Raw genomic sequence first — 19,294 nt, forward strand, 5'->3', positions numbered from 1 at the left:
ACACGCCGGGCAGCGGGGTGGGGCTCTGTCTCACGGGACTGGCGCTCCTGGTGCTGCACGTGCGCACGCGCCAGGGGGGGCGCCCCGCCCGGTGGCTGGCCCTGGCCTGTGCGCTGATGGCCACGTGGGTCCTCCTGGGCTTCCTGTTCCGCGAGGCGGGGCCGCAGCCGCCCGTCCGCTCCCCGTCGTCCTTCACCCCCATGGGGCTGCACACGGCGCTGGTCCTGTTGCTGCTGTCGCTCGCCATCCTCTCCGTCCACCCGGAGCGGGGGCTGATGGGCGTGCTCCTGAAGAAGGACCTGGGCGGCCTGCTGGCGCGGCGGATCCTTCCGACGGCCATCCTCGCGCCCCTGGTCGTGGGCGGGGTCCGGCTCTTGGGGGAGCGGCTGGCGTACTTCGGGCCCGCCTTTGGCGTCACGCTCTTCGCGGGCCTGACGATGGTCGCCTTCCTCGCCGTGACCTTCTGGAACGCGAGGATCGTCTCCCGGCTGGACGCGCGAAACCGGCTGGTGGAGCAGTCCCTGCGGCTGTCGGAGGCGCGCTTCGCCGGCATCGTCTCCAACGCGGCGGACGCCATCATCTCCATCGATGATGCCCAGCGCATCATCCTCTTCAACGCGGGCGCTGAGCGCATCTTCGGCTACGCCGCGAGCGAGGTCGTGGGCCGGTCCCTGGAGGTGCTGCTGCCCGAGAGCCTCCAGGCCGTCCACGCGCGGCACGTCCAACACTTCGCCGGGGGCTCCATGACGTCCAGGCACATGGGGGTGCGGCAGCCCATCTCCGGCCGGCGCAAGGGGGGAGAGACCTTCCCCGCGGAGGCCAGCATCTCGAAGTTGGAGGTGGAAGGGGCCCGGACCCTCACCGTCATCCTTCGCGACATCACCACGCGCAAGCAGGCGGAGGAGGTGCTGCGCAACAGCGAGGAGCGCTTCCGGACCTCCTTCGAGGACGCGCCCATCGGGATGGCCCTGGTCGACCTGAGTGGCCGGTTCCTCAACGTGAACGCCTCACTGCGCCACATGGTCGGCTATTCGCAGGCGGAGCTGTTGGCGAGGACGTTCCAGGACATCACCGTCCCGGAGGATCTGGAGCTGGACCTGCTGAACGTGCGCCGGCTGCTCCAGGGCGACATCGACTCGTACCAGATGGAGAAGCGCTACTTCCATCGGGACGGCCGCATCGTGACCGTCCAGATGACGGCTTCGATGGTCCGCGATGCCCACGGGGAGCCCCTGCACTTCGTCTCGCAGATCCAGGACATCACGGAGCGCAAGCGGATGGAGCAGTCCTGGCACCTCCTCCTGGAGAAGTCGCAACAGGCGACCCGGGTCCGCGATCAGGTGCTGCGCATCGTCGCCCACGACCTGCGCGCGCCCCTCAACGTCATCGCCCTGAGCGCCGGGGTGCTCCGCAAGGGGCTGCCAGAGGGGCGCGCCCTCCAGCGGCCCCTGGACTCCCTGGAGAAGTCGCTCCAGCGCGCGAACCGGCTCATCCAGGACCTGCTGGACGTGGCCCGCATGGAGGGCGGCGGCCTGTCGGTGGAGCGTGAAGCGCTGGAGGTGGCGCCCCTGGTCCGCGAGGCCGTGGAGCTGCACCGGGCGCTCGCGGAGGCGCGTTCACTCCACCTCGTGGCCCTCATCCCGGAGGGGCTGCCCAGGGTCCTGGCCGACCGGGAACGGACGCTGCAGATCTTCTCCAACCTCATTGGCAATGCCCTCAAGTTCACGCCTGAAGGCGGGAGCATCACCCTGTGCGTCGAGGCCGAAGGAGACCAGGTGCGCTTCTCGGTGCGCGACACGGGGTCCGGGATTCCACCGGAGGACCTCCCGCACCTCTTCAAACCCTTCTGGCAGGCCCACGCGAGGCGCAAGGAGGGGGCGGGGCTGGGGCTCGCCATCGTGAAGGGGCTCGTCGAGGCCCACGGAGGAGAGCTGAGCGTGCAGAGCCTTCCGGGGGCGGGGAGCACGTTCTCCTTCACGCTCCCGTCCCAGGTGCCCGCGGAGGCGCAGGCCGGTGCTCCCCATTGAAAGGGAAAGGGCCCCCGGGGTGCCGGAAGCGGAAAGAAGGCGTCCTGCCTTCCCGCGTCCGGAGCCACGAGGGCCCTTGGGTTGCCGCCAGGGACGACTAGCGCAGCTGCAGGAACGAGAACGACAGGCCGTCGTGCGTCGCGACCAGCTTGCCGCTCAGGTCGGTCAGCTCGCGGAAGTTCGTCGTGCCGCTGCTGTTGGTGAACTCGGTGAACAGCGTGCGGTCACCCGCGTGGAAGAGGAAGGAGCTGCCCGTGCTGGCCGGCAGGGTGTCCACCAGCGTGGCCGCGGTCATGTCCGCCTTCAGGTCCAGCTTCCACCACTTCCACGCCACGGCGCTCGCGATGACGCGCGGGTGCGTGCCGTCCACCACCGTGTAGGTCGACTCGTCCAGCACGCGCAGGAAGCCGGAGCCCGCGGGGCCCTGGAGCAGCGAACCCGTGGCGCCGCCGTTGGTCAGCGTGCCCAGCTCCTTGTAGAAGGCCGGGTCGAAGGTGGCCGTCTGCGGATCGAACTTCAGCAGGCAGGGCGCGGGCACGTCCGGGTTCGCCTGCGCGGTGCGCTTCACCGCGGCGCCGTACGCCTCCGTCGCCAGGTACACCTGGCCATCCGCGCCCACCACGCCGTCACGCACGTAGCCGCAGCGGTCGTCGGTGACGACCTGCGCGGTGTCCGTCGCCGTGTCCAGGATGACGATGCCCGCCTTCTTGGTGATGCCGATGCCCGCGGACGGACGCCAGGCCAGCGGCATCAGCACCTTGGTGCCCACGCGGATGGGGTTGGACGCGAACGACAGGACCGTCCCGTCGATGGTGATGCCCGGCAGGGAGAGGGTGTTCGTCAGCGTCATCTCCTTCGGGTTCCAGATGACGATCTGCGCGGTGCGGCCGTCGAAGTAGTAGGCCTTCGTGTCCGACGCGAACTGGAACTGGTTCTGGTACTCGCCAATCGTCGTCAGGCCCTTGCCCGCGAAGCTCACCTCGCCGGCCTTCTCCAGCTTGTTGTCGGCCGTCACGTTGTAGCGGGTGACGACGGCGGAGCCGCTGCTGGAGACGAAGATGGCGCCCGTCTTCTCGATGCCGGAGCCCAGCGCGCGGCCGTTGATCTCCGTGGCGTTCGCGAGCGACAGGGGCTCGGTGTGGTCCACCTTGTCCGTGAGGATGATGTAGCTGGTGGACGCGGAGTCCGCGCTCACCTGCGCCACGAACGCGTACAGCGGCGACGTGTTGGTGCCGGTGCCCGCGTCCGGGTTGCCGTTGTCCGGATCCGTGTTGTCGCAGGCCGCGACGAAGCTGAAGGCGAGCGCCGCGAGGACGCGGCCCGAGGTGCGGAAGAAGGGTGAGGGCTTCAAGGACTTCCCTTTCGATGGGGTGTGGGTGCTGCGTGCGGATGCGGGAGGCGCGTTTCAGCGCTCCAGCGTGAACTTGGCGGCGAGGCTGCGTCCGGGGCGCTGGACGCCGTAGAAGTCGAAGGTGCGGGCGTTGGTGAGGTTCTGCAGGTCCAGTGTCCAGCTCAGCTTCGTGGGGGTGTCGCGCATCACGTAGGTCAGCGCCACCGAGTGCGTGAGCTGCGTGTCGATGGTCAGCTTGGTCGCCGCGGCGCCCGCGCCCTCCCAGGCGAGGAAGAACTCGTGCACGTAGCGCGAGCGCAGGGTGATGAGCAGCTCGTCCTGGGAGCGCAGCAGATCCGAGAGCTTCACCTGCGCGCTGCCGTTGGCCATCAGGGAGGGTTGGTTGGGAATGCGCTGGCCCTTGAAGGAGCCGAAGTTGCCCTCGCCGGACACGTTGCGCACGTCCTGCCAGGTGGCGTTGCCGTCCAGCGACAGGAGCTGTCCGGGGGACGTCCAGCCGGCGGCGCCGACGACCCCCAGCGAGCGCGCGGCGTAGACGTTCTGGTAGCGGGAGAAGCTCCCCTGCGGGATGAGCGTGATCAGCTGATCCGAAAGGCGCGCGAAGCCGCCCACGTTGGCGCGGAAGGAGCCGTGGCGGCCGGGCAGCAGGGAGACGCCCAGCCCCAGGTTGAAGTTGTGGCTGGTTTCGGGGACCAGCTCCAGGTTGTCCTCGATGAGCAGGCCGTCGCCGAAGAGCTCGTCCGGGCGGGGCAGGCGCGTGGCCCACTCGTAGGATGCCTTCGCGGTGAGGGTGGGCGTCAGGCGCAGGCGGAAGTTGTCCCCCACGCCCAGCTCGTGCGTGGTCCGGGTCAGGTCCAGGAACTCGTTGCTCGCGAGCAGCTTCTGCGCGCCCGTGGACTGGAGGTAGTCCTTGGCGAAGGCGACGTTCTGCAGCCGGCCCTCGAGCGCTTCGTACTGGTACTCCAGGCCCGTCACCAGCGAGCCCACGTCGCGATCCGCGGAGAGCGGATCCGCCTGCTGGAGGAGCTGGAGCTGGCGGTCCTCGCCCGTGCGCACGACGAACGTGGGCGCCACCGCGAGCCGCAGGGTGTGCGGCGCGCCCGGCTGCCAGCTCGCGTTGAAGCGCGCGAAGACGGCGTGCTGGTTGACGTAGCGCTCCACCGCCCCGGCGTCCATCTCGCCCCCGGTCTCCAGGGTCACGAAGCAGCGGCCGTACCAGTCGTAGCGGCACTTGCTCACGTCCAGGAAGCGGCTGCGCCGGAACGTATAGCCGCCCACGGTGTCCACGGTGAGGCCCTGGCCGAAGGTCTGCGCGTAGCGCAGCGTGGTGCCCGCGGAGCCGTCCGTGCCCGTCACGTCGCCGAAGACCTGCGTCATGGACGGGTTGTGCTGGATGTCCCGGTCGGTCGCGTTGATGAAGGCGCGCACCAGCAGGCGCTGGGCCCACGGGCGGTCCACGAAGCCCACCTCCAGGCTCGCGCCGCCGGCCTGATAGCCGTCGTGGAAGCGCGGCAGTCGCGCGGGCGCAAGCTTGCCCGCGTCGTTCGGGACCTGCACGTCCACCAGGTAGTCGTTGCGGGCGTTGTCGTAGAAGCCGTGCGCGCGCACCAGCAGGCCGGTGGACTCCTGCAGGTGGTGGCCGCTCGCGGTGATGCGGTGCGTGTCGAAGGAGCCCAGCTCGTAGGAGGCCGCCACGCCGGAGCCGTGGACGTCCTGGTCGGTGATGAGCTGCACGGCGCCGCCCAGCACGTCCGCGCTGAAGCGGATGGGCACGACGCCCTGGTAGACCTCCATCTGCTGCACCAGGTTCACCGGCACGTTGGCGAGCCCCGGCCCGTAGCCCGCGAACTCCAGCGGGATGCCGTCGACGAAGAAGCGCACCTGATCATCCGACAGGCCCGCCAGCGAGACGCGCGTGTTGCTTCCCAGGCCTCCGGCCCGGCGCACGTCCACGCCTTCGGTCCGCGCCAGGGCCTTGCCCAGGTCCGCGGTCTCGTAGCCGATCTGCTCCATCTCGATGACCTGCACCGCTTCCGCCGACTGGCGGTGGCGCTCGGCGGCGGACTCGCCGACGACGGTCACATCGATGGTGTTCTCATCCGTGCTGGAGACCACCTCGGGCGGCAACGCCGCGTCCGGGGGCGTGCCGGCTTCGGCCACGGGGCCCGGAGGGGCGGCGTCCACCGGGAGCCGGAAGGCGTAGGTGTAGACGATGCGGAAGCGCTTCGCGACGCCGTCGCGCTTGCCGGGCTCGAAGCGGAACTGGAGCGCGGCGGTGCGCGCGGCCTCGTCGAACCCGTGGCCTACGGGCTCCATCACCTCCGCCTCGGTGACCTTTCCTTCCGCGTCCACCTTCAGTTGCAGGCGCACGTTCGCTTCCAGGCGCGCCGCCAGGGCCTCGGCGGGGTAGGAAGCCTCGGTCTTCTGGAGGAGCTTCGGCGCTTCGATGACCGGTGCCGCCGGAGCGGCGACCGGTGCCGCCGAAGCGGAGGGCGTGGCCTCCGGCCCCTGCGCGGCCCCGCCTGTCTGCATCGCGCCCGCGTGCGCTGGATCGCCCAGACACAGGCTCGTCAACAGCGCGGCGCCCGCCCCGAACCGCCGCCACTCATTCGTGATTATGAAAATGGTTCTCATTATCAGCGGCGCGACGTTTAGCCGCTTCGGTTCGGGACTGTCAAGGCCGCGCGCCGCGTCAGGCCGCGCGGGCCTGGGGGGCGCGCACGGTGTGGAGGCCGTCGGCGACGCGGAAGGCGAGCTGGAGGGCCTGATCCGCGTTGAGGCGCGGATCGCAGTGCGTGTGGTAGCGGCTGGAGAGGTCGTCCTCGGAGACGTCCAGCGGACCGCCCAGGCACTCGGTGACGTCCTGGCCGGTCATCTCCAGGTGGAGGCCACCGGGGTGGACGCCCTCGGCGGCGGCGACCTGGAGGAAGGCCATGACCTCCGCGAGGATGCGCTCCAGCGAGCGCGTCTTGTAGCCGTTGCTGGCCTTGTGCGTGTTGCCGTGCATCGGGTCGATGGACCACACCACGGGGCCGCCATGGCGGCGGGTGGCGGCCATCAGGTGGGGCAGGGCGATGGCGACCTGATCCGAACCGAAGCGCCCGATGAGCGTGAGCTTGCCCGGGATGCCCTGGGGGTTGAGCGTGTCGATGAGGCGCAAGAGGTCGTCCGGCTCCATCGTGGGGCCGCACTTGAGGCCGATGGGGTTCTGGATGCCGCGCATGAACTCCACGTGGCCGCCGTCCAACTGGCGGGTGCGCTCGCCAATCCAGAGCATGTGCGCGGACGTGTCGTACCAGCCGCCCGTGGCCTCATCGACGCGGGTCATCGCCTGTTCGACGTTGAGGAGCAGGGCTTCGTGGCTGGTGAAGAAGTCCACCGGGCGCACGGCGCCCTCGGCTTCCGGCCGGTGTCCCAGCAGGCGGGTCAGGTCGGTGTAGCCCTCGCGGGCGAAGGCACGCACCAGTTGCAGCGTCTCCGCGGACTGGTGGTACGCGCGCAAGAGGCGCTGCGGATCCGGCGTGCGCTCGCGGGAGTTGAAGTCCATGCCGTTGATGATGTCGCCGCGGTAGCTGGGCAGGGTGACGCCGTTGATCGTCTCCGTGGCGTTGGAGCGCGGCTTGGCGAACTGGCCCGCGATGCGGCCCACCTTCACCACCGGGCAGCCACCCGCGAAGGTGAGGACGCCCGCCATCTGCAACAGCAGCTGGAAGGTGTCCCGGACGTTCTGGGCGGCGAACTCCTTGAAGCTCTCCGCGCAGTCACCGCCCTGAAGGAGGAACGCCTTGCCTTCGGCGACCTGTCCCAGCGCGTCGCGCAGCCGGCGCGTCTCCTCCGCGGGGACCAGGGGCGGCAGCTTCGCCAGCTCCGCTTCCACGCGCGCGAGGGCGGGAAGGTCGGGGTAGTCGTCGGGGATGTAGCGGACTGGCTTCGCGCGCCAGGAGGAGGGAGACCAGGAGGAGTTCGTCACGGGAGCGCCGTTTCTTTCGGAGGCAGGATTCCCTGCGCGACGCAGGAGTCGAGGTAGCGGTAGAGGAGATTCCGGTCGGTGGGAGGGCACACGACGTCCGTGCCCTCCAGGGCGGCCAGCAACTGCTCGCAGCGGATGGGACCCAGGCCGAAGGCGGGCGTGGAGTCACCGCTGCGCAGGTCGAAGAACGCCAGGGTGGCGTCGTGGCCCCCGGAGCCGCGCGCGACACGCTCGCGCCACTCGGGGACATGACAGAGGTCCAGCGGATAGCCGTAGTCGCGCACCCAGCCGAACAGCTCGGACAGGCGCACCTCCGCGGTGGGCGTCAGGTTGAACACGGCGCCCGGGTGCGAGCGGCGCGCGAGCTGGACGATGGCGCGGGCGACGAAGTCCACCGGCGTCCACACCTCGCCCACGTCCAAGAGGGGCAGGGCGCGCACGGGGAGCCCCGCGAGCACGATGCGCCACACCAGGTCCTGCGTGTTGACGAGCGCGGTGTCCGGCGCGCCCACCACGCGGCCCAGGCGGTACACCGTCGCGGGCAGGCCGCGCTCCGACGCCTGCTGCACCAGCCGCTCCGCGATCCACTTACTCTGCTGGTAGCCGTCGCGCAGGCCGGGGTGCGCGGGGACGAAGGCCTCCGGCACGTCCGGCGCCAGGTTCGTCTGCGGGGCCACCGCCAGCGTGGACACGTAGTGGAAGGGCTTGGGTCGCACGGCGGCGGCCAGCTTGAGCAGCTCGCGCGTGCCCCGGACGTTGACGCCCTGGAGGCTGCCGTACTCGCGCACCACGCTGACCACGGCGGCGTTGTGGATGACCGCGTCGCACTCCGCGGCCAGGCCGTGGAAGCGCGTGGCGTCCAGGCCCAGCATCGGCAGGGACAGGTCCGCCGGCAGCGCCAGCACCCGCGCCTCCAGCCCCGCGGTGGGAAGCTTCTGGCCGACGAGCGCGGACTTCAGCCGCTCCATCGCCTGCGCCTCATCCTTCGCGCGCACGGGGCAGATGACGCGGACGTCGGGCTGTTGCAGGAGCTGGTGGAGCAGGTGCGCGCCGACGAAGCCGGTGGCGCCCGTGAGCAGGACCTGGCGGAAGCCGGTGCCCAGGCGGGTGGACTCGCGCGCCCAGGCCTCGCCGGTGGTGGCGGGAACGATGTCCAGGCCCAGCTCGGCGTCCGCGAGCATCGCGGCGGTGAGGCCGCCGGGCTCGGAGCCCTCCGCGCTGCCGCGCTCCAGGGCCTGGGCGAGGCCCGACACGGTGGGGTGACGGAAGACGGTGGCGACCGGCACCTCGCGGCCCACGGCGATGCTCAGACGGTTGGCGACCTGGATGCTCTGGAGGGATTGGCCGCCCAGCTCGAAGAAGTCGTCCTGGAGCGACGAGGCGGCGCGGCCCAGCACCTGCTCCCAGACCTCCAGCACGGTGCGCTCCAGCGGCGTCGCGGTGGCGAGCAGCGCGGCGCCCTCATCCGGCGGCAGTGCGTTCTTCAGCGCGTTGCGGTCGATCTTCCCGTTGCGGGTGCGCGGCAGGCGCTGGGCGAAGGCGAAGGCGCCGGGCACCATGGGCGCGGGCAGCGCCGTCAGCAGGTGCTTGCGCAGCTCCGCGGGCGTGGGCTCAGGAGAAGCGACCAGGTGCGCGCACAGCCGGCGCGACCCGCCCGGCAACACCTGTCCCACGACGGCGGCCTCGCGGACACCCGGATACTTGAGCAACACGGTTTCGACTTCGCCGGGGTCGATGCGGTGACCGCTGATCTTGAACTCGTCGTCCACGCGGCCCACGAAGACGAGCTGGCCGTCGTCGCGCACGCGCACCTTGTCGCCGGTGCGGTAGGCGCGCGGCTGACCCTCCAGCAGCGCCAGGGAGGTGAAGCGCGCGGCGTTCAGCTCCGGACGACCCAGGTAGCCCCGGGCGAGCGCTCCGCCCATCAGGCACAGCTCGCCTTCCTTGCCCGGAGCGGCCAGCCGGCCCTGCGGCGTGATGACGGCGGCGACGACGCCCGGCAGCGGACGGCCGATGGGCACTTCGTCACTGGAAGCGAGCGCGTCGGGGCCGGCGAGGGTGGCGACGGTGGCCACCACGGTGGCCTCGGTGGGGCCGTAGGTGTTGAGCAGGCGCACGCGGTCGCCCGCGACGTCGCGCCAGCGGGCGATGCGCTCCGGCAGGGCCGCCTCACCGCCGATGATGACCGTGCGCAGGGCTTCGGGCAGGCGGGCGGCGCCGGTGGACAGGCTGTAGGCCAGCTCGTGCCAGAAGGCCGTGGGCAGGTCGAGCAGCGTGATGCCGGCCTCCGCGCAGGCGTCCATCAGGCGGGGCACGGACTGGAGCATCTCATCGGTGCGCAGCACCAGCCGGGCGCCCGCGCACAGCGTGACGAAGATCTCCTCCACGCTGGCATCGAAGTGGAGCGGGGCGAACTGGAGCACCCGGTCGTCGGGACCCACCGCGTAGCGCTGCGTCGCGCCCGCGACGAAGTGGGCCAGGGCACTGCGGGGAACCTGGACGCCGTTGGGCTGGCCGGTGGAGCCGGAGGTGTAGATGACGTAGGCGAGGCGGGCTTCCGGATCGGATGCCGGAGCGACCTCGGCGTGTGCTTCCAGCTTCTGCACCACCAGGACGCCGGGCGCGGTCGGATCCGCGTCGGGCGTCGGGCGCTCGGACACCAGCATCACGGCCGGGCGCGCGTCCTCCAGGATGGCCGCGTTGCGGGTGGCAGGCCCCGACGGGTCGATGGGCAGGTAGCCCGCGCCCGCGAACAGGATGCCCAGGCTGGCGACGATGGCATCGGTGCCCCGGGGCACCTTCACCGCCACCGCCGTGTCCGGCGTCACGCCCGCTTCCAGCAACCGCAGGGACAGGGCCTGGGACGCCGCCAGCAGCTCGCGGTACGTCATCCGCCAGCGGCCGTGCTCCAAAGCGATCGCATCCGGCCGGGCCTCGGCCTGTGCCTTCAGCAGCTCCAGCACCGGGCGCACGCCAGGCACCGGCCCGCCGTCGAGGATCGACGCGTCCGGACCGGCGACCCCGGTGGCGCCCCAGCTCGCGGGGCCCCGACGCACGGGCTGCTCCGGCGTGGCGAGCAGGGACTCCAGGAGCTGGAGGAAGCCGCGTTGGTGCTCGGCCAGGGACGCCTCCGTGTAGCAGGAGGGGTTCGCGTCCAGATCGACGCGCAGGTCCTTGCCGCCCGAGCGCGCATGGAAGCCGAAGGACAGGTCCTCCACGGGACCGGCGGAGATGTTGTGCGCGGTGCCCGGCACGCCCGCGAAGTCCAGGGCGTAGTCGAACGGCATGATGTTGACGACGGGGCCGAACAGCTTGCGCTGTCCACCGACGAGGCGCAGGTCGCGGCGGAGCTGCTCGTAGCGGTAGCGCAGGTGCGGACGTGCGGCCTTCATCTCCGCCGCCACGTCGCGGGCCAGCGCGTACAGCCCGGCGTCGGGCCGCACGGCGATGCGCAGCGGCACGATGTTCATGGCCATGCACGGCACCTTCAGCGCCGCCGACCCCAGCCGTCCCATCACCGGCAGGCCCAGCACCGCTTCCGGCGCGCCCGTCCGCTGGTGCAGGTAGATGGCCGTCACCGCCAGCACCAGGTCGGACCAGCTCACGCCCGCCTGCTTCGCGCCGGCCTGCAACGCCGCCATCAACTCGGGGGACAGGTGCTCCGAACGCCGCAGGAAGCGCGACGACATGGGCGCCGCCTCCGCCAGCAGCGCGGGCACCGGCGCGTCCTCGAAGCGGCCCACCCAGAAGTCGCGGTCCTTCTGCCACTGGGGGCCGTTGCGGTACGCCACGTCCTCGTCCAGCACGGGGCCCAGCCGGTTGAAGCCCACGGGGGCCAGCTTGCCGTTCACCTCCGCCGTGTAGAGCTCCGCCACCCGCCGCGCGAGCAGCGAGAAGCCGTAGCCGTCCATCGCGATGTGGTGGATGCGCTGGAACCAGAAGGAGCGCTCCGGCCCCACGGTGAGCAGGGCCTGCGAGAACAGCGGCCCGGTTGCCAGGTCCACCGTGCGGCCCAGGTCCTTCCACATCCACTCGCGCGCGGCGGCCCAGGGGTCCGCCTCCGCGCTCAGGTCCACGTGCTGGAGCGTCCAGTCCGTGCCCGCGCCGATGCGCTGCACCGGCCCGTGCTCACCCGTCACGAAGCGCGAGTGCAGCGCGTCGGACTCCGCCACCGTGCGGCGCAGGGCGGACTCGAAGCGCACCGGGTCCACCGCGCCCTTGAACTCGATGCACTCCCCGGCGTTGTACACCGGGCTCTGGAGGTCGAGCTGTTGCCCCACCCAGATGCCGTGCTGGGCCGCTGAGAGCGGGCGGTTCTCGTCCTGGGTCGGGTGCATGACGGGGGGAGCTCCGAGGGGGAAGGGGGACCGCGGGTTACGAGGGGCGCGCGCCGGGCGCCACGGGGCCCGGCTGCTTCGAGGCGAACAGCGCGTACCAGTCGGAGAGCGTCGGCTTCTCGGCCAGCTCCACGAAGGACACTTCCGTGCCGTGCTGCCGCCAGCGCTCCACCAGGCTCATCAGGCGGATGGAATCCATGCCGCGCTCCAGCAGGTTCTCGTCCTCGCCAATCGCCGTCACGGGCTCCATCAGCAGCTCCGCCACGTCCGAGCGCAGCTGCTCCCGGTCCACCGCCGGAGCGGGCGCTGTCAACGGCATGGCGTCCATGAGCTGCTGCGTGGAGGTGACGAACGCGACCAGCTGCGAGGCGTAGTCGAGCGCCAGCTGGTGCTTCTCCCGCGAGAAGTCCGCCACCGCGTCCGCGACGAGGAAGGGACGCACCTCGCTCATGGAGCCGTCGCTGGCCGTCTGGAGGCAGCCGATGTGCGCGTAGATGCCGCAGATGATGAGCTGATCGCGGCCCTGATCGCGCATGACCTCCATCAGCCGGGTGTTGCGGAACGCGCTGTAGCGCCACTTGGTCAGGAGGATGTCGCCCTCCGCCGGGGCCAGCGCGTCGATGATCTTCTGCTTCTGCTCCGGGCCGCCCCGCAGGCCCTTGCCCCAGAAGTCCAGTTGGAGGCCGCGCTGTTCGGGCGTCTGGTCCGGAGGCTGGGCGGAGTACACGACGGGGATGCCCAGCGCCGTGCAGTGCGCGCGCAGGCGCTGGATGTTGGCGACCAGCTCCGTCACCGGGGACTGGCCCTGCGTGAAGGCGTCCACGAAGTAGCGCTGCATGTCGTGGATGAGCAGGACGGCGCGCTTGGGCTCCGGCGTCCAGGCGATCTTGTTCCGGGGCAGATCCGCCGCGCCGGGCATGGAATAGGGGGCAATGGCAGGCAGGGCCATGGAGGGCTCCAGGTTCAGCAGGTTCAAACAGAAGAGGGGTTGAGGGACTGGCGGAGGCTGTCGCGCAGCGCCTTCTTGCTGACCTTGCCCACCCCCGTCTGGGGGAAGGCCGCGACGAACTCGATGCGGTCCGGAATCTTGAAGGCGGCGAGTCCCCGCTGACGCAGGAACGCGTTGAGCACGGACGCGGCCGGCGCTTCGCCGCGCGGGATGACGACGGCGCAGGTGCGCTCGCCCAGGAACTTGTCGGGGATGGCCACCACCGCCGCGTCGCTCACGGACGGGTGCGCGAGCAGGTGGTTCTCCACCTCCTCGGCCGCGACCTTGTCGCCGCCCCGGTTGATCTGATCCTTCGCGCGCCCCTCCACCACGAGGCAGCCCTCGGGCGTCAGGCGCACCAGGTCGCCGGTGCGGTAGAAGCCGTCCGTGGTGAAGGACCGCGCGTTGTGCGCCTCCGCGTTGTAATAGCCGCGGATGGTGTACGGCCCGCGCGTGAGCAGGTGCCCCGTCTGTCCGGGCGCCACCGGCACGTCGTCGTCGTCCACCACGCGCAGCTCGTCCGCGTCCGACATGGGGCGGCCCTGCGTGGTGACGATGAGCTGCTCGGGGTCGTCCAGGCGGGTGTAGTTGACCAGGCCCTCGGCCATGCCGAAGACCTGCTGGAGCGCGCAGCCCAGCGTGGGGCGCACGCGCGCGGCGGCCTCGTCGCTCAGCCGGGCCCCGCCCACCTGGAGCACCTTCAGGCTGGACAGGTCGTGCTTCTTCGCCAGCGGCGAGTCCAGCCACACCATCGTCAGCGGGGGCACCAGGGCCGTGACGGTGACGCGCTCACGCTCGATGAGCGGGAAGGCCGCGTCGGGGCTGGGGTGCAGCGCCATCACCGCCGTGCCGCCGGCGTAGAAGGTCCCCAGCACGCCGGGGGAGCTCATGGGGAAGTTGTGCGCCGCCGGCAGCGCGCACAGGTACACCGTGTCGCGGTCGAACCGGCACACGTCCACGCTGGCCCGCAGGCTGTAGATGTAGTCGTCGTGCGTGCGCGGAATCAGCTTGGGCACGCCCGTGCTGCCGCCCGACAACTGGAAGAACGCCACGTCCGAAGGAGCGGGGCCCTCCAGCGTCACGGGATCGGTGGGCACGGAGGACAGCGCCGTGAACGGCCCCGCGTCACCCAGCACCAGCACGTGCTTCAGCGTGGGCGTGGCGGCGCGCACCTGCTCCGCGAGCGTGCGGTAGTCGAAGGCGCCGAAGCGGTCCGGGATGACGTACGCCACGGCCTCGGTGAAGGCGCAGAAGTAGCCGATCTCCGACGCGCGGTGCGCGGGCAGGGCGAACACCGGCAGCGCGCCCATGCGGAAGAGCGCGAAGATGACCTCGTAGAACTCCGCGACGTTGGGAAGCTGCACCACCACGCGGTCGCGGGCGCGGATGCCCAGGGCCTGGAAGCCCGCGGCCATCCGGTCCACGCGCGCGTCCAGCTCCGCGTACGTCCAGCGGTGCGTGCCCGCCACCAGCGCCACGTGCGTCCCGAAGTCCCGGGCCCGGTCGCGCAGCAGCTGTCCGAAGGTCTCCCCGCGCCAGTACCCCGCCTCGCGGTAGCGCTGGGCGAAGTCCTTCGGCCAGGTGGGGCAGCCCGCCAGGTGTTCGCGGACCACGCTCACGGCTGCACCCCGGCGCCCAGGCCCATGGCCTGGAGCATGGTGCGGAACTTCGCCTCGGTCTCCGCCAGCTCCGCCTCCGGCGTGGAGCCCACGACGACGCCCGCGCCCGCGAACAGCCGCAGCGAGTTCGCGTCCGCCTCCGCGCAGCGGATGGTGACGGCCCACTGACCGTCGCCGTTCGCGTCGCACCAGCCCACCGTGCCGGTGTAGTAGCCGCGCTGGAACGGTTCGATGTGGCCAATGGCCTCGTGCGCCAGCTCCGTCGGGTGACCGCACACCGCGGGCGTGGGGTGCATGGCCAGCGCCAGCGTCAGCGACGTGATGGACGGATCCTTCAGCTCGCCCTGGATGCGGCTGGACAGGTGCCACATCGTCTGCGTGCTCACGAGCGACGGCCCCTTGGGCACATCCAACGACTTGCAGTAGGGACGCAGCGCTTCGGCCACCGCGTCGATGACGACCGCGTGCTCGTGCAAATCCTTGGGGGACGTCATCAGCCGCGCCGCCCGCGCCTGGTCCTCCACCGGGTCCGGGCTGCGCGCCGCGGAGCCCGCGAGCGGATTGGCGATGACCTGCAACCCGGAGCGCGACACCAGCAGCTCCGGGCTCGCGCCGATGAGCGTCCGCCGGCCCGCGCCGGGCGCCGCGTCCTCGTGCGGCGGCAGGTCCACCGCGAACGTGTAGCCATGCGGGTTGCGCCGGGCCAGGTTGTGCAGGAGCTGGCGCAGGTCGATGGGCGTCGCCGTGTCCAGGTGCAGCGAGCGCGACAGCACCACCTTGCGCAGCGGCCCCTCCTGCATGAGCTTCAGCGCCGCCGCCACGCCGTCCAGGTACGCGGCCGGCTCCGGCACGGGGCGCATCGTGTAGCGCGACGCCAGGGGGTGCTGCGCGGGGGAGGCCGCGTCGAACACCAGCGGGCCCGCGCGCTGCAACGTCATGGGCACCACGAGCTGCGCTTCCACCCGGCCGTCGAAGGGCACCGCGCCCACCGCCACCGGGATGTCGTGCGCCGCCTCGCGCGAGGCATCCAGCACCGCCGCCACCCGCGCGGGCAGGCCCTCCAGTGAGTTCGTCCCGCCCGCGTGCGGCACCGTGGCGAACACGCCGCGCGCCAGCATCGTGCGCTTGGGGGTCGCGAAGAAGAACGACGAGCCGGCGTCGTAGTCGCGCAGCAGCCGCGTCGCCAGCGACTCCTGCTCCGACTCCGCTTTCAGGGCCGGAGCCATCCCCATGCCGTCCACGGGCAGGGACACACCGCGCGGGTCCTTCGACCCCGTAACGATTTTGGTATCAGGAATCATTCTCAACTCGGAGGGATGCGAGGGGACAATGAGGTCCACCCTGGAGAGGAAGGGGGTGCTTCAGGAGGCGGAGACTTCGCGGGCGTGTTTCAGACGCCCAGCGTGGCGCCGCCGTCGATACACAAATCGTGCATCGTGATGTGGCGGGCCTGGTCGGACGCCAGGAACACCACGGAGTCGGCGATGTCGTCGGGCGTGGCGATGCGGCGCAGGGGGATGCCGGTGCGGAAGGACTGCAGCGAGCCGGCGATGACGGCCTCCGGCCCGCGGTCATCCGACCAGAGCGCCCGCTGCATGGCGGTGTCGGTGGAGCCGGGGGACACGACGTTGCAGCGGATGCCGTGCTCGGCCAGCTCCAACCCCAGACACTTGGTGAACATGGTGGAGGCGGCCTTGGACGCCGCGTAGGCCGCCATCTGCATGCGCGGCACGCCCGCCGCGTTGGAGCCCACCGTGACGATGGCGCCGGAGCGACGGGGCACCATGTGTCTGGCCACCGCGCGCGAGACATGGAACACGCCGTGGGTGTTGACCGCGAAGGTGCTCATCCAGTCCGCGTCGCTCAACTCCAGCGCCGCGCCCATGCGCAGGATGCCCGCCACGTTGGCCAGCACCTGGATGGGGCCCAGCTTCGCTTCGATGAGGGCGACCGCGTCCTCGACGCCGTCCTTGTCCCGCACGTCCACCTTGAACGCGGTGGCCTTCAGGTCCTGCTGGCGCAACTCCGCCACCAGCAGCTCCAGCCCGGCGGAGTTCTGGTCGAACACGGCCACGGGCATGGTGCGCGCAAGCTTGCGTGCGACGGCAGCGCCAATGCCCTGGGCCGCGCCCGTGACCACCGCGAGTCCTGTCGTCGCACCCATCATCCGCCCGCCCGGTCCGTCCACTGGAGAATGAGAACGGTTCTCATAATCAGAATCCGGAAGTGCCATGGTCGTGAATTCCTGTCAAGAAGGCTCAAGCCTGAAACTGACCCACCGCGTGAAACGCCGCGGTGGGGGCGTGCGGATTGTTTCGCGACTGTTTCAGGCGGCGCTGGCGGCGGAGCCGGCGGTGAGCTCACGCAGCACCTCGCCGGCGGCGGCGATGGTGTGGTCGATCTGCTGCTCCGTGTGCACGGCGCTGATGAAGTTCAGGTCGCGGCGCAGGATGACGCCCCGGCGGGCCATGCCAGCCTGGAAGGGGATCATCTGCATGATGTGGTGGGGGATCTCCTTGCTGAAGCGGAAGAAGGGCACGGCGTCGTAGCCGATGACCTCCAGCGAGGAGCCCGTGGCCTTCGCGTGGGCGTTGACGCCGTCGCGCAGGCGGCGGCCCATGCTGGCGATGTGCTCGATGTAGTTCGTGCTCTTGTATTCCTTGAGCACGGCCTCGCACACGGCCAGCGACAGCATCTCACCGCCGAAGGTGGTGGACACCTGCAGGTCGCTCAGCTTGGAGAGGTACTTCTCCGGGCCGGCGATGGCGGACAGGGGCATGCCCGCGGCGATGCCCTTGGACAGCGTGACGAAGTCCGCCTGGATGCCGAAGAACTGCTGCGCGCCGCCCAGGGCCAGGCGGAAGCCGGTGACGACCTCATCCAGGACGAAGAGCACGCCGTGCTTCGCGCAGGTGTCCTTCACGGCCTGGAGGAACTCGCGGGTGACGGTGCGGTTGTAGGGGATGGCCAAGAGGACACAGGCCAGCTGCGCGCCGTGCGCCTCGATGTGCGCGAGCAGCGCGGGCTCGTCCGGGGGCGAGAAGAGCGGCAGGCGGGTGGTGAGCTTCGCGACGGCGGCGGGGATGCCCGGCGTGTCGTACATGAAGTGATCGTGCCAGCCGTTGTAGCCCACGGTGACGATGGACTCGCGGCCGGTGATGTGGCGCGAAAGGCGCACGGCGGCGGAGGTGGCGTCCGCGCCCGTCTTGAAGAAGCGGGCCATCTCCGCGCCCGGGATGACGTCCACCAGCGCGCGCACGGAGGAGACCTCCACCGGCGTGGGCAGCGAGTGGATGATGCCCTCGGCCAGGTGCTTGCGGATGGTCTCCGCGACGGCCGGGTGGTTGTGGCCCAGCATGTTGGCGCCCAGGGCCTGGATGTAGTCGATGTACTCCTGGCCGTCCGCGTCCTCCACCAGCGCGCCCTGGCCCTTGGCGAGGAACACGGGGAAGGCGCCGGGGGCGAAGTGGTCCGGCTTCTTCATCATCGTCTGGGTAACGCCGGGGACCAGCTTGCGCGCCTCCGCGAGGAGCTGGTTGGAGCGCTCCAGCTTGATCTCGCCCACGATGGGGCGCGGCAGGGACGGGTGGCGGGGAGTGGCCTGGGACATGGAAGGGTCCTTGTGTTCAGGGGGTGGAGAGGGATTGTCAGGAAGCGGGGGTGGCGTTCACGGGCACGGCGCGTCCGGCGAAGACCCACAGCAGGCCCAGCGCGAGCGCGGAGATGCCCACGGCGAAGAAGCCCAGCGGGCCGAAGCCGATGAGCGCGCCGTCGGACGCGGTGGACAGGAGCAGTCCGCCCATCCACGCGGCCAGTCCGGAGGCGCCGTCGCTGGCGGCCATGTTGACCGCGAGGTAGCGCCCGCGCAGGGACGGCGGCACCCGCGATGCGACGAGCGCCATGGTGGGGATGGCCCGGCCGGAGGTGAGCGTCATGAAGACCCCGAACACCAGCGCCACGACGGGCAGCGGGGAGGGCGGCAGGTGCGTGAAGAGCAGGTGCGGCACCATCGTGAACACCAGCAGGCCGGCCAGCACCCGCGCGGGGCCCAGGCGATCCGCGAGCCCGCCAATCCACCGCGAACTCAGGAGCGTGGCCGCGCCGCCGGCCAGGTACACCCATGGCAGCTCCGACAGCGACAGGCCCAGGTTGCCCACCATGAAGGCGCCCAGGTAGGGGATGAGCAGGAAGCTGGCGAACACCACCGTGAACGTCAGCACCCAGCCCAGCGCCAGCCGGGGCGTGAAGACGGAGGCGGGCGACGAGGCCTCGGCGGCGCCGGACTCGCGTGAGAGGTGTCCGTCCACGCGGGGAAGAAAGCGCAGCAGCAGCAGCCACACGAGGCCGGCCACGGCCGCGAGGACGATGAAGGGCGAGCGCCAGCCCCAGAGGTTCGCGAGCCCCAGGCCCAGCGGCACACCGGCCACCGCGGACAGCGCATACGCGGTCATCACGGTGCCAATGGCCTGCCCCCGGCGCTCCGCGGGCACCACGTCGCTGACGATGGCGATGACCACCGCGCCCATCAATCCCGCGCACGCCCCGGCCACGGTGCGCGCCACGAGCAGTCCCACGGCCCCGGTGGCCGCGCCGCACAGGAGCGTGGCGGTGATGAAGCCCGCGTAGAGCATCAGCAGCGTGCGCTTGCGCTCCAGTCGATCCAACCAGAACACGCCCAGCACGCCCATGGCCGCGGACGCGAGCGTGTACGCGGACACCAGCGCACCGAACCGCGTCGCCGACATGTCCAGCCGCTGCATCAGCAGGGGCCCCAGCGGCATCAGCATCATGAAGTCGACGACGTGCGTGAACTGCACCGCCGCCAGGAGCCACAGCAGCGTGCGCTCGCGCGCGACGGGGGATGGAGCACTCAAGACAATCACCTGGAATCCAGACACACGTCGGCCCTGCCAACATCCGGCAATGCCAGACAGGGCTCCGCCAGGACCCGGCGCACCCTGCCCGGGCCCCGCGTGTTTGTTGCGACTCAGCGAATGATAAT

At 71.0% G+C, this 19,294-nt stretch carries 11 protein-coding genes; 1 reads left to right on the plus strand and 10 read right to left on the minus strand.

Going from position 1 to position 19,294, the window contains the following annotated elements; genetic code table 11:
* A partial coding sequence (locus tag D7X74_RS45030; protein WP_147446581.1) for a PAS domain-containing sensor histidine kinase occupies positions 1-2,027 on the plus strand: 2,027 nt, incomplete at its 5' end.
* A gap of 97 nt (positions 2,028-2,124) precedes the next feature.
* On the opposite strand, the gene D7X74_RS16220 is transcribed toward D7X74_RS45030, so the two are convergent.
* From D7X74_RS16220 to mxcK, 10 genes are all read right to left on the minus strand, one after another.
* Complete coding sequence (locus D7X74_RS16220) at positions 2,125-3,378, minus strand: hypothetical protein (RefSeq protein ID WP_120533876.1); 1,254 nt, start codon at positions 3,376-3,378, stop codon at positions 2,125-2,127.
* Between the two features lie 54 nt (positions 3,379-3,432).
* Positions 3,433-5,952, minus strand: coding sequence for a TonB-dependent siderophore myxochelin receptor MxcH (gene mxcH, locus D7X74_RS16225; RefSeq protein ID WP_233602119.1), 2,520 nt, complete (start codon positions 5,950-5,952; stop codon positions 3,433-3,435).
* 118 nt (positions 5,953-6,070) lie between these two features.
* Positions 6,071-7,348, minus strand: a complete 1,278-nt coding sequence (locus D7X74_RS16230; RefSeq protein ID WP_120533878.1) for a 3-deoxy-7-phosphoheptulonate synthase class II — start codon at positions 7,346-7,348, stop codon at positions 6,071-6,073.
* A complete protein-coding gene (mxcG, locus tag D7X74_RS16235; protein WP_120533879.1) occupies positions 7,345-11,685 on the minus strand; it encodes a myxochelin non-ribosomal peptide synthetase MxcG in 4,341 nt (1,446 codons plus the stop codon). The genes D7X74_RS16230 and mxcG overlap by 4 nt, the downstream gene beginning before the upstream one ends.
* Positions 11,686-11,722: 37 nt before the next feature.
* Positions 11,723-12,634 (minus strand): isochorismatase family protein, encoded by a 912-nt coding sequence (locus D7X74_RS16240; protein ID WP_120533890.1) that lies wholly within the window; start codon positions 12,632-12,634, stop codon positions 11,723-11,725.
* A 23-nt stretch (positions 12,635-12,657) separates the two neighbouring features.
* On the minus strand, positions 12,658-14,292 hold the full coding sequence (locus D7X74_RS16245; RefSeq protein ID WP_120533880.1) for a (2,3-dihydroxybenzoyl)adenylate synthase: 1,635 nt from the start codon (positions 14,290-14,292) through the stop codon (positions 12,658-12,660).
* Positions 14,289-15,518: an isochorismate synthase DhbC gene (dhbC, locus tag D7X74_RS16250; protein WP_233602121.1), complete on the minus strand. Its 1,230-nt coding sequence runs from the start codon at positions 15,516-15,518 to the stop codon at positions 14,289-14,291. Before dhbC ends, D7X74_RS16245 begins: the two co-directional genes overlap by 4 nt.
* 164 nt (positions 15,519-15,682) lie before the next feature.
* Positions 15,683-16,525, minus strand: a complete 843-nt coding sequence (locus D7X74_RS16255; protein WP_304984920.1) for a 2,3-dihydro-2,3-dihydroxybenzoate dehydrogenase — start codon at positions 16,523-16,525, stop codon at positions 15,683-15,685.
* 93 nt (positions 16,526-16,618) lie between these two features.
* Complete coding sequence (gene mxcL, locus D7X74_RS16260; RefSeq protein WP_120533881.1) at positions 16,619-17,902, minus strand: myxochelin B biosynthesis transaminase MxcL; 1,284 nt, start codon at positions 17,900-17,902, stop codon at positions 16,619-16,621.
* Between the two features lie 37 nt (positions 17,903-17,939).
* Positions 17,940-19,175 carry a myxochelin export MFS transporter MxcK gene (gene mxcK / locus D7X74_RS16265; protein WP_120533882.1) on the minus strand — a complete coding sequence of 412 codons (1,236 nt, stop codon included), beginning with the start codon at positions 19,173-19,175 and terminating at the stop codon, positions 17,940-17,942.
* Between the last annotated feature and the right edge of the window lie 119 nt (positions 19,176-19,294).

Source organism: Corallococcus sp. CA047B, assembly GCF_003612065.1.
GTDB lineage: Bacteria > Myxococcota > Myxococcia > Myxococcales > Myxococcaceae > Corallococcus > Corallococcus praedator.

Bases quoted from the DNA above. Each gene is read 5' to 3' on its own strand.
- mxcG (WP_120533879.1), bottom strand. From the start codon at position 11,685: ATGCACCCGACCCAGGACGAGAACCGCCCGCTCTCAGCGGCCCAGCAC.
- D7X74_RS16240 (WP_120533890.1), bottom strand. From the start codon at position 12,634: ATGGCCCTGCCTGCCATTGCCCCCTATTCCATGCCCGGCGCGGCGGAT.
- dhbC (WP_233602121.1), bottom strand. From the start codon at position 15,518: ATGGCTCCGGCCCTGAAAGCGGAGTCGGAGCAGGAGTCGCTGGCGACG.
- D7X74_RS16255 (WP_304984920.1), bottom strand. From the start codon at position 16,525: ATGGCACTTCCGGATTCTGATTATGAGAACCGTTCTCATTCTCCAGTG.
- mxcL (WP_120533881.1), bottom strand. From the start codon at position 17,902: ATGTCCCAGGCCACTCCCCGCCACCCGTCCCTGCCGCGCCCCATCGTG.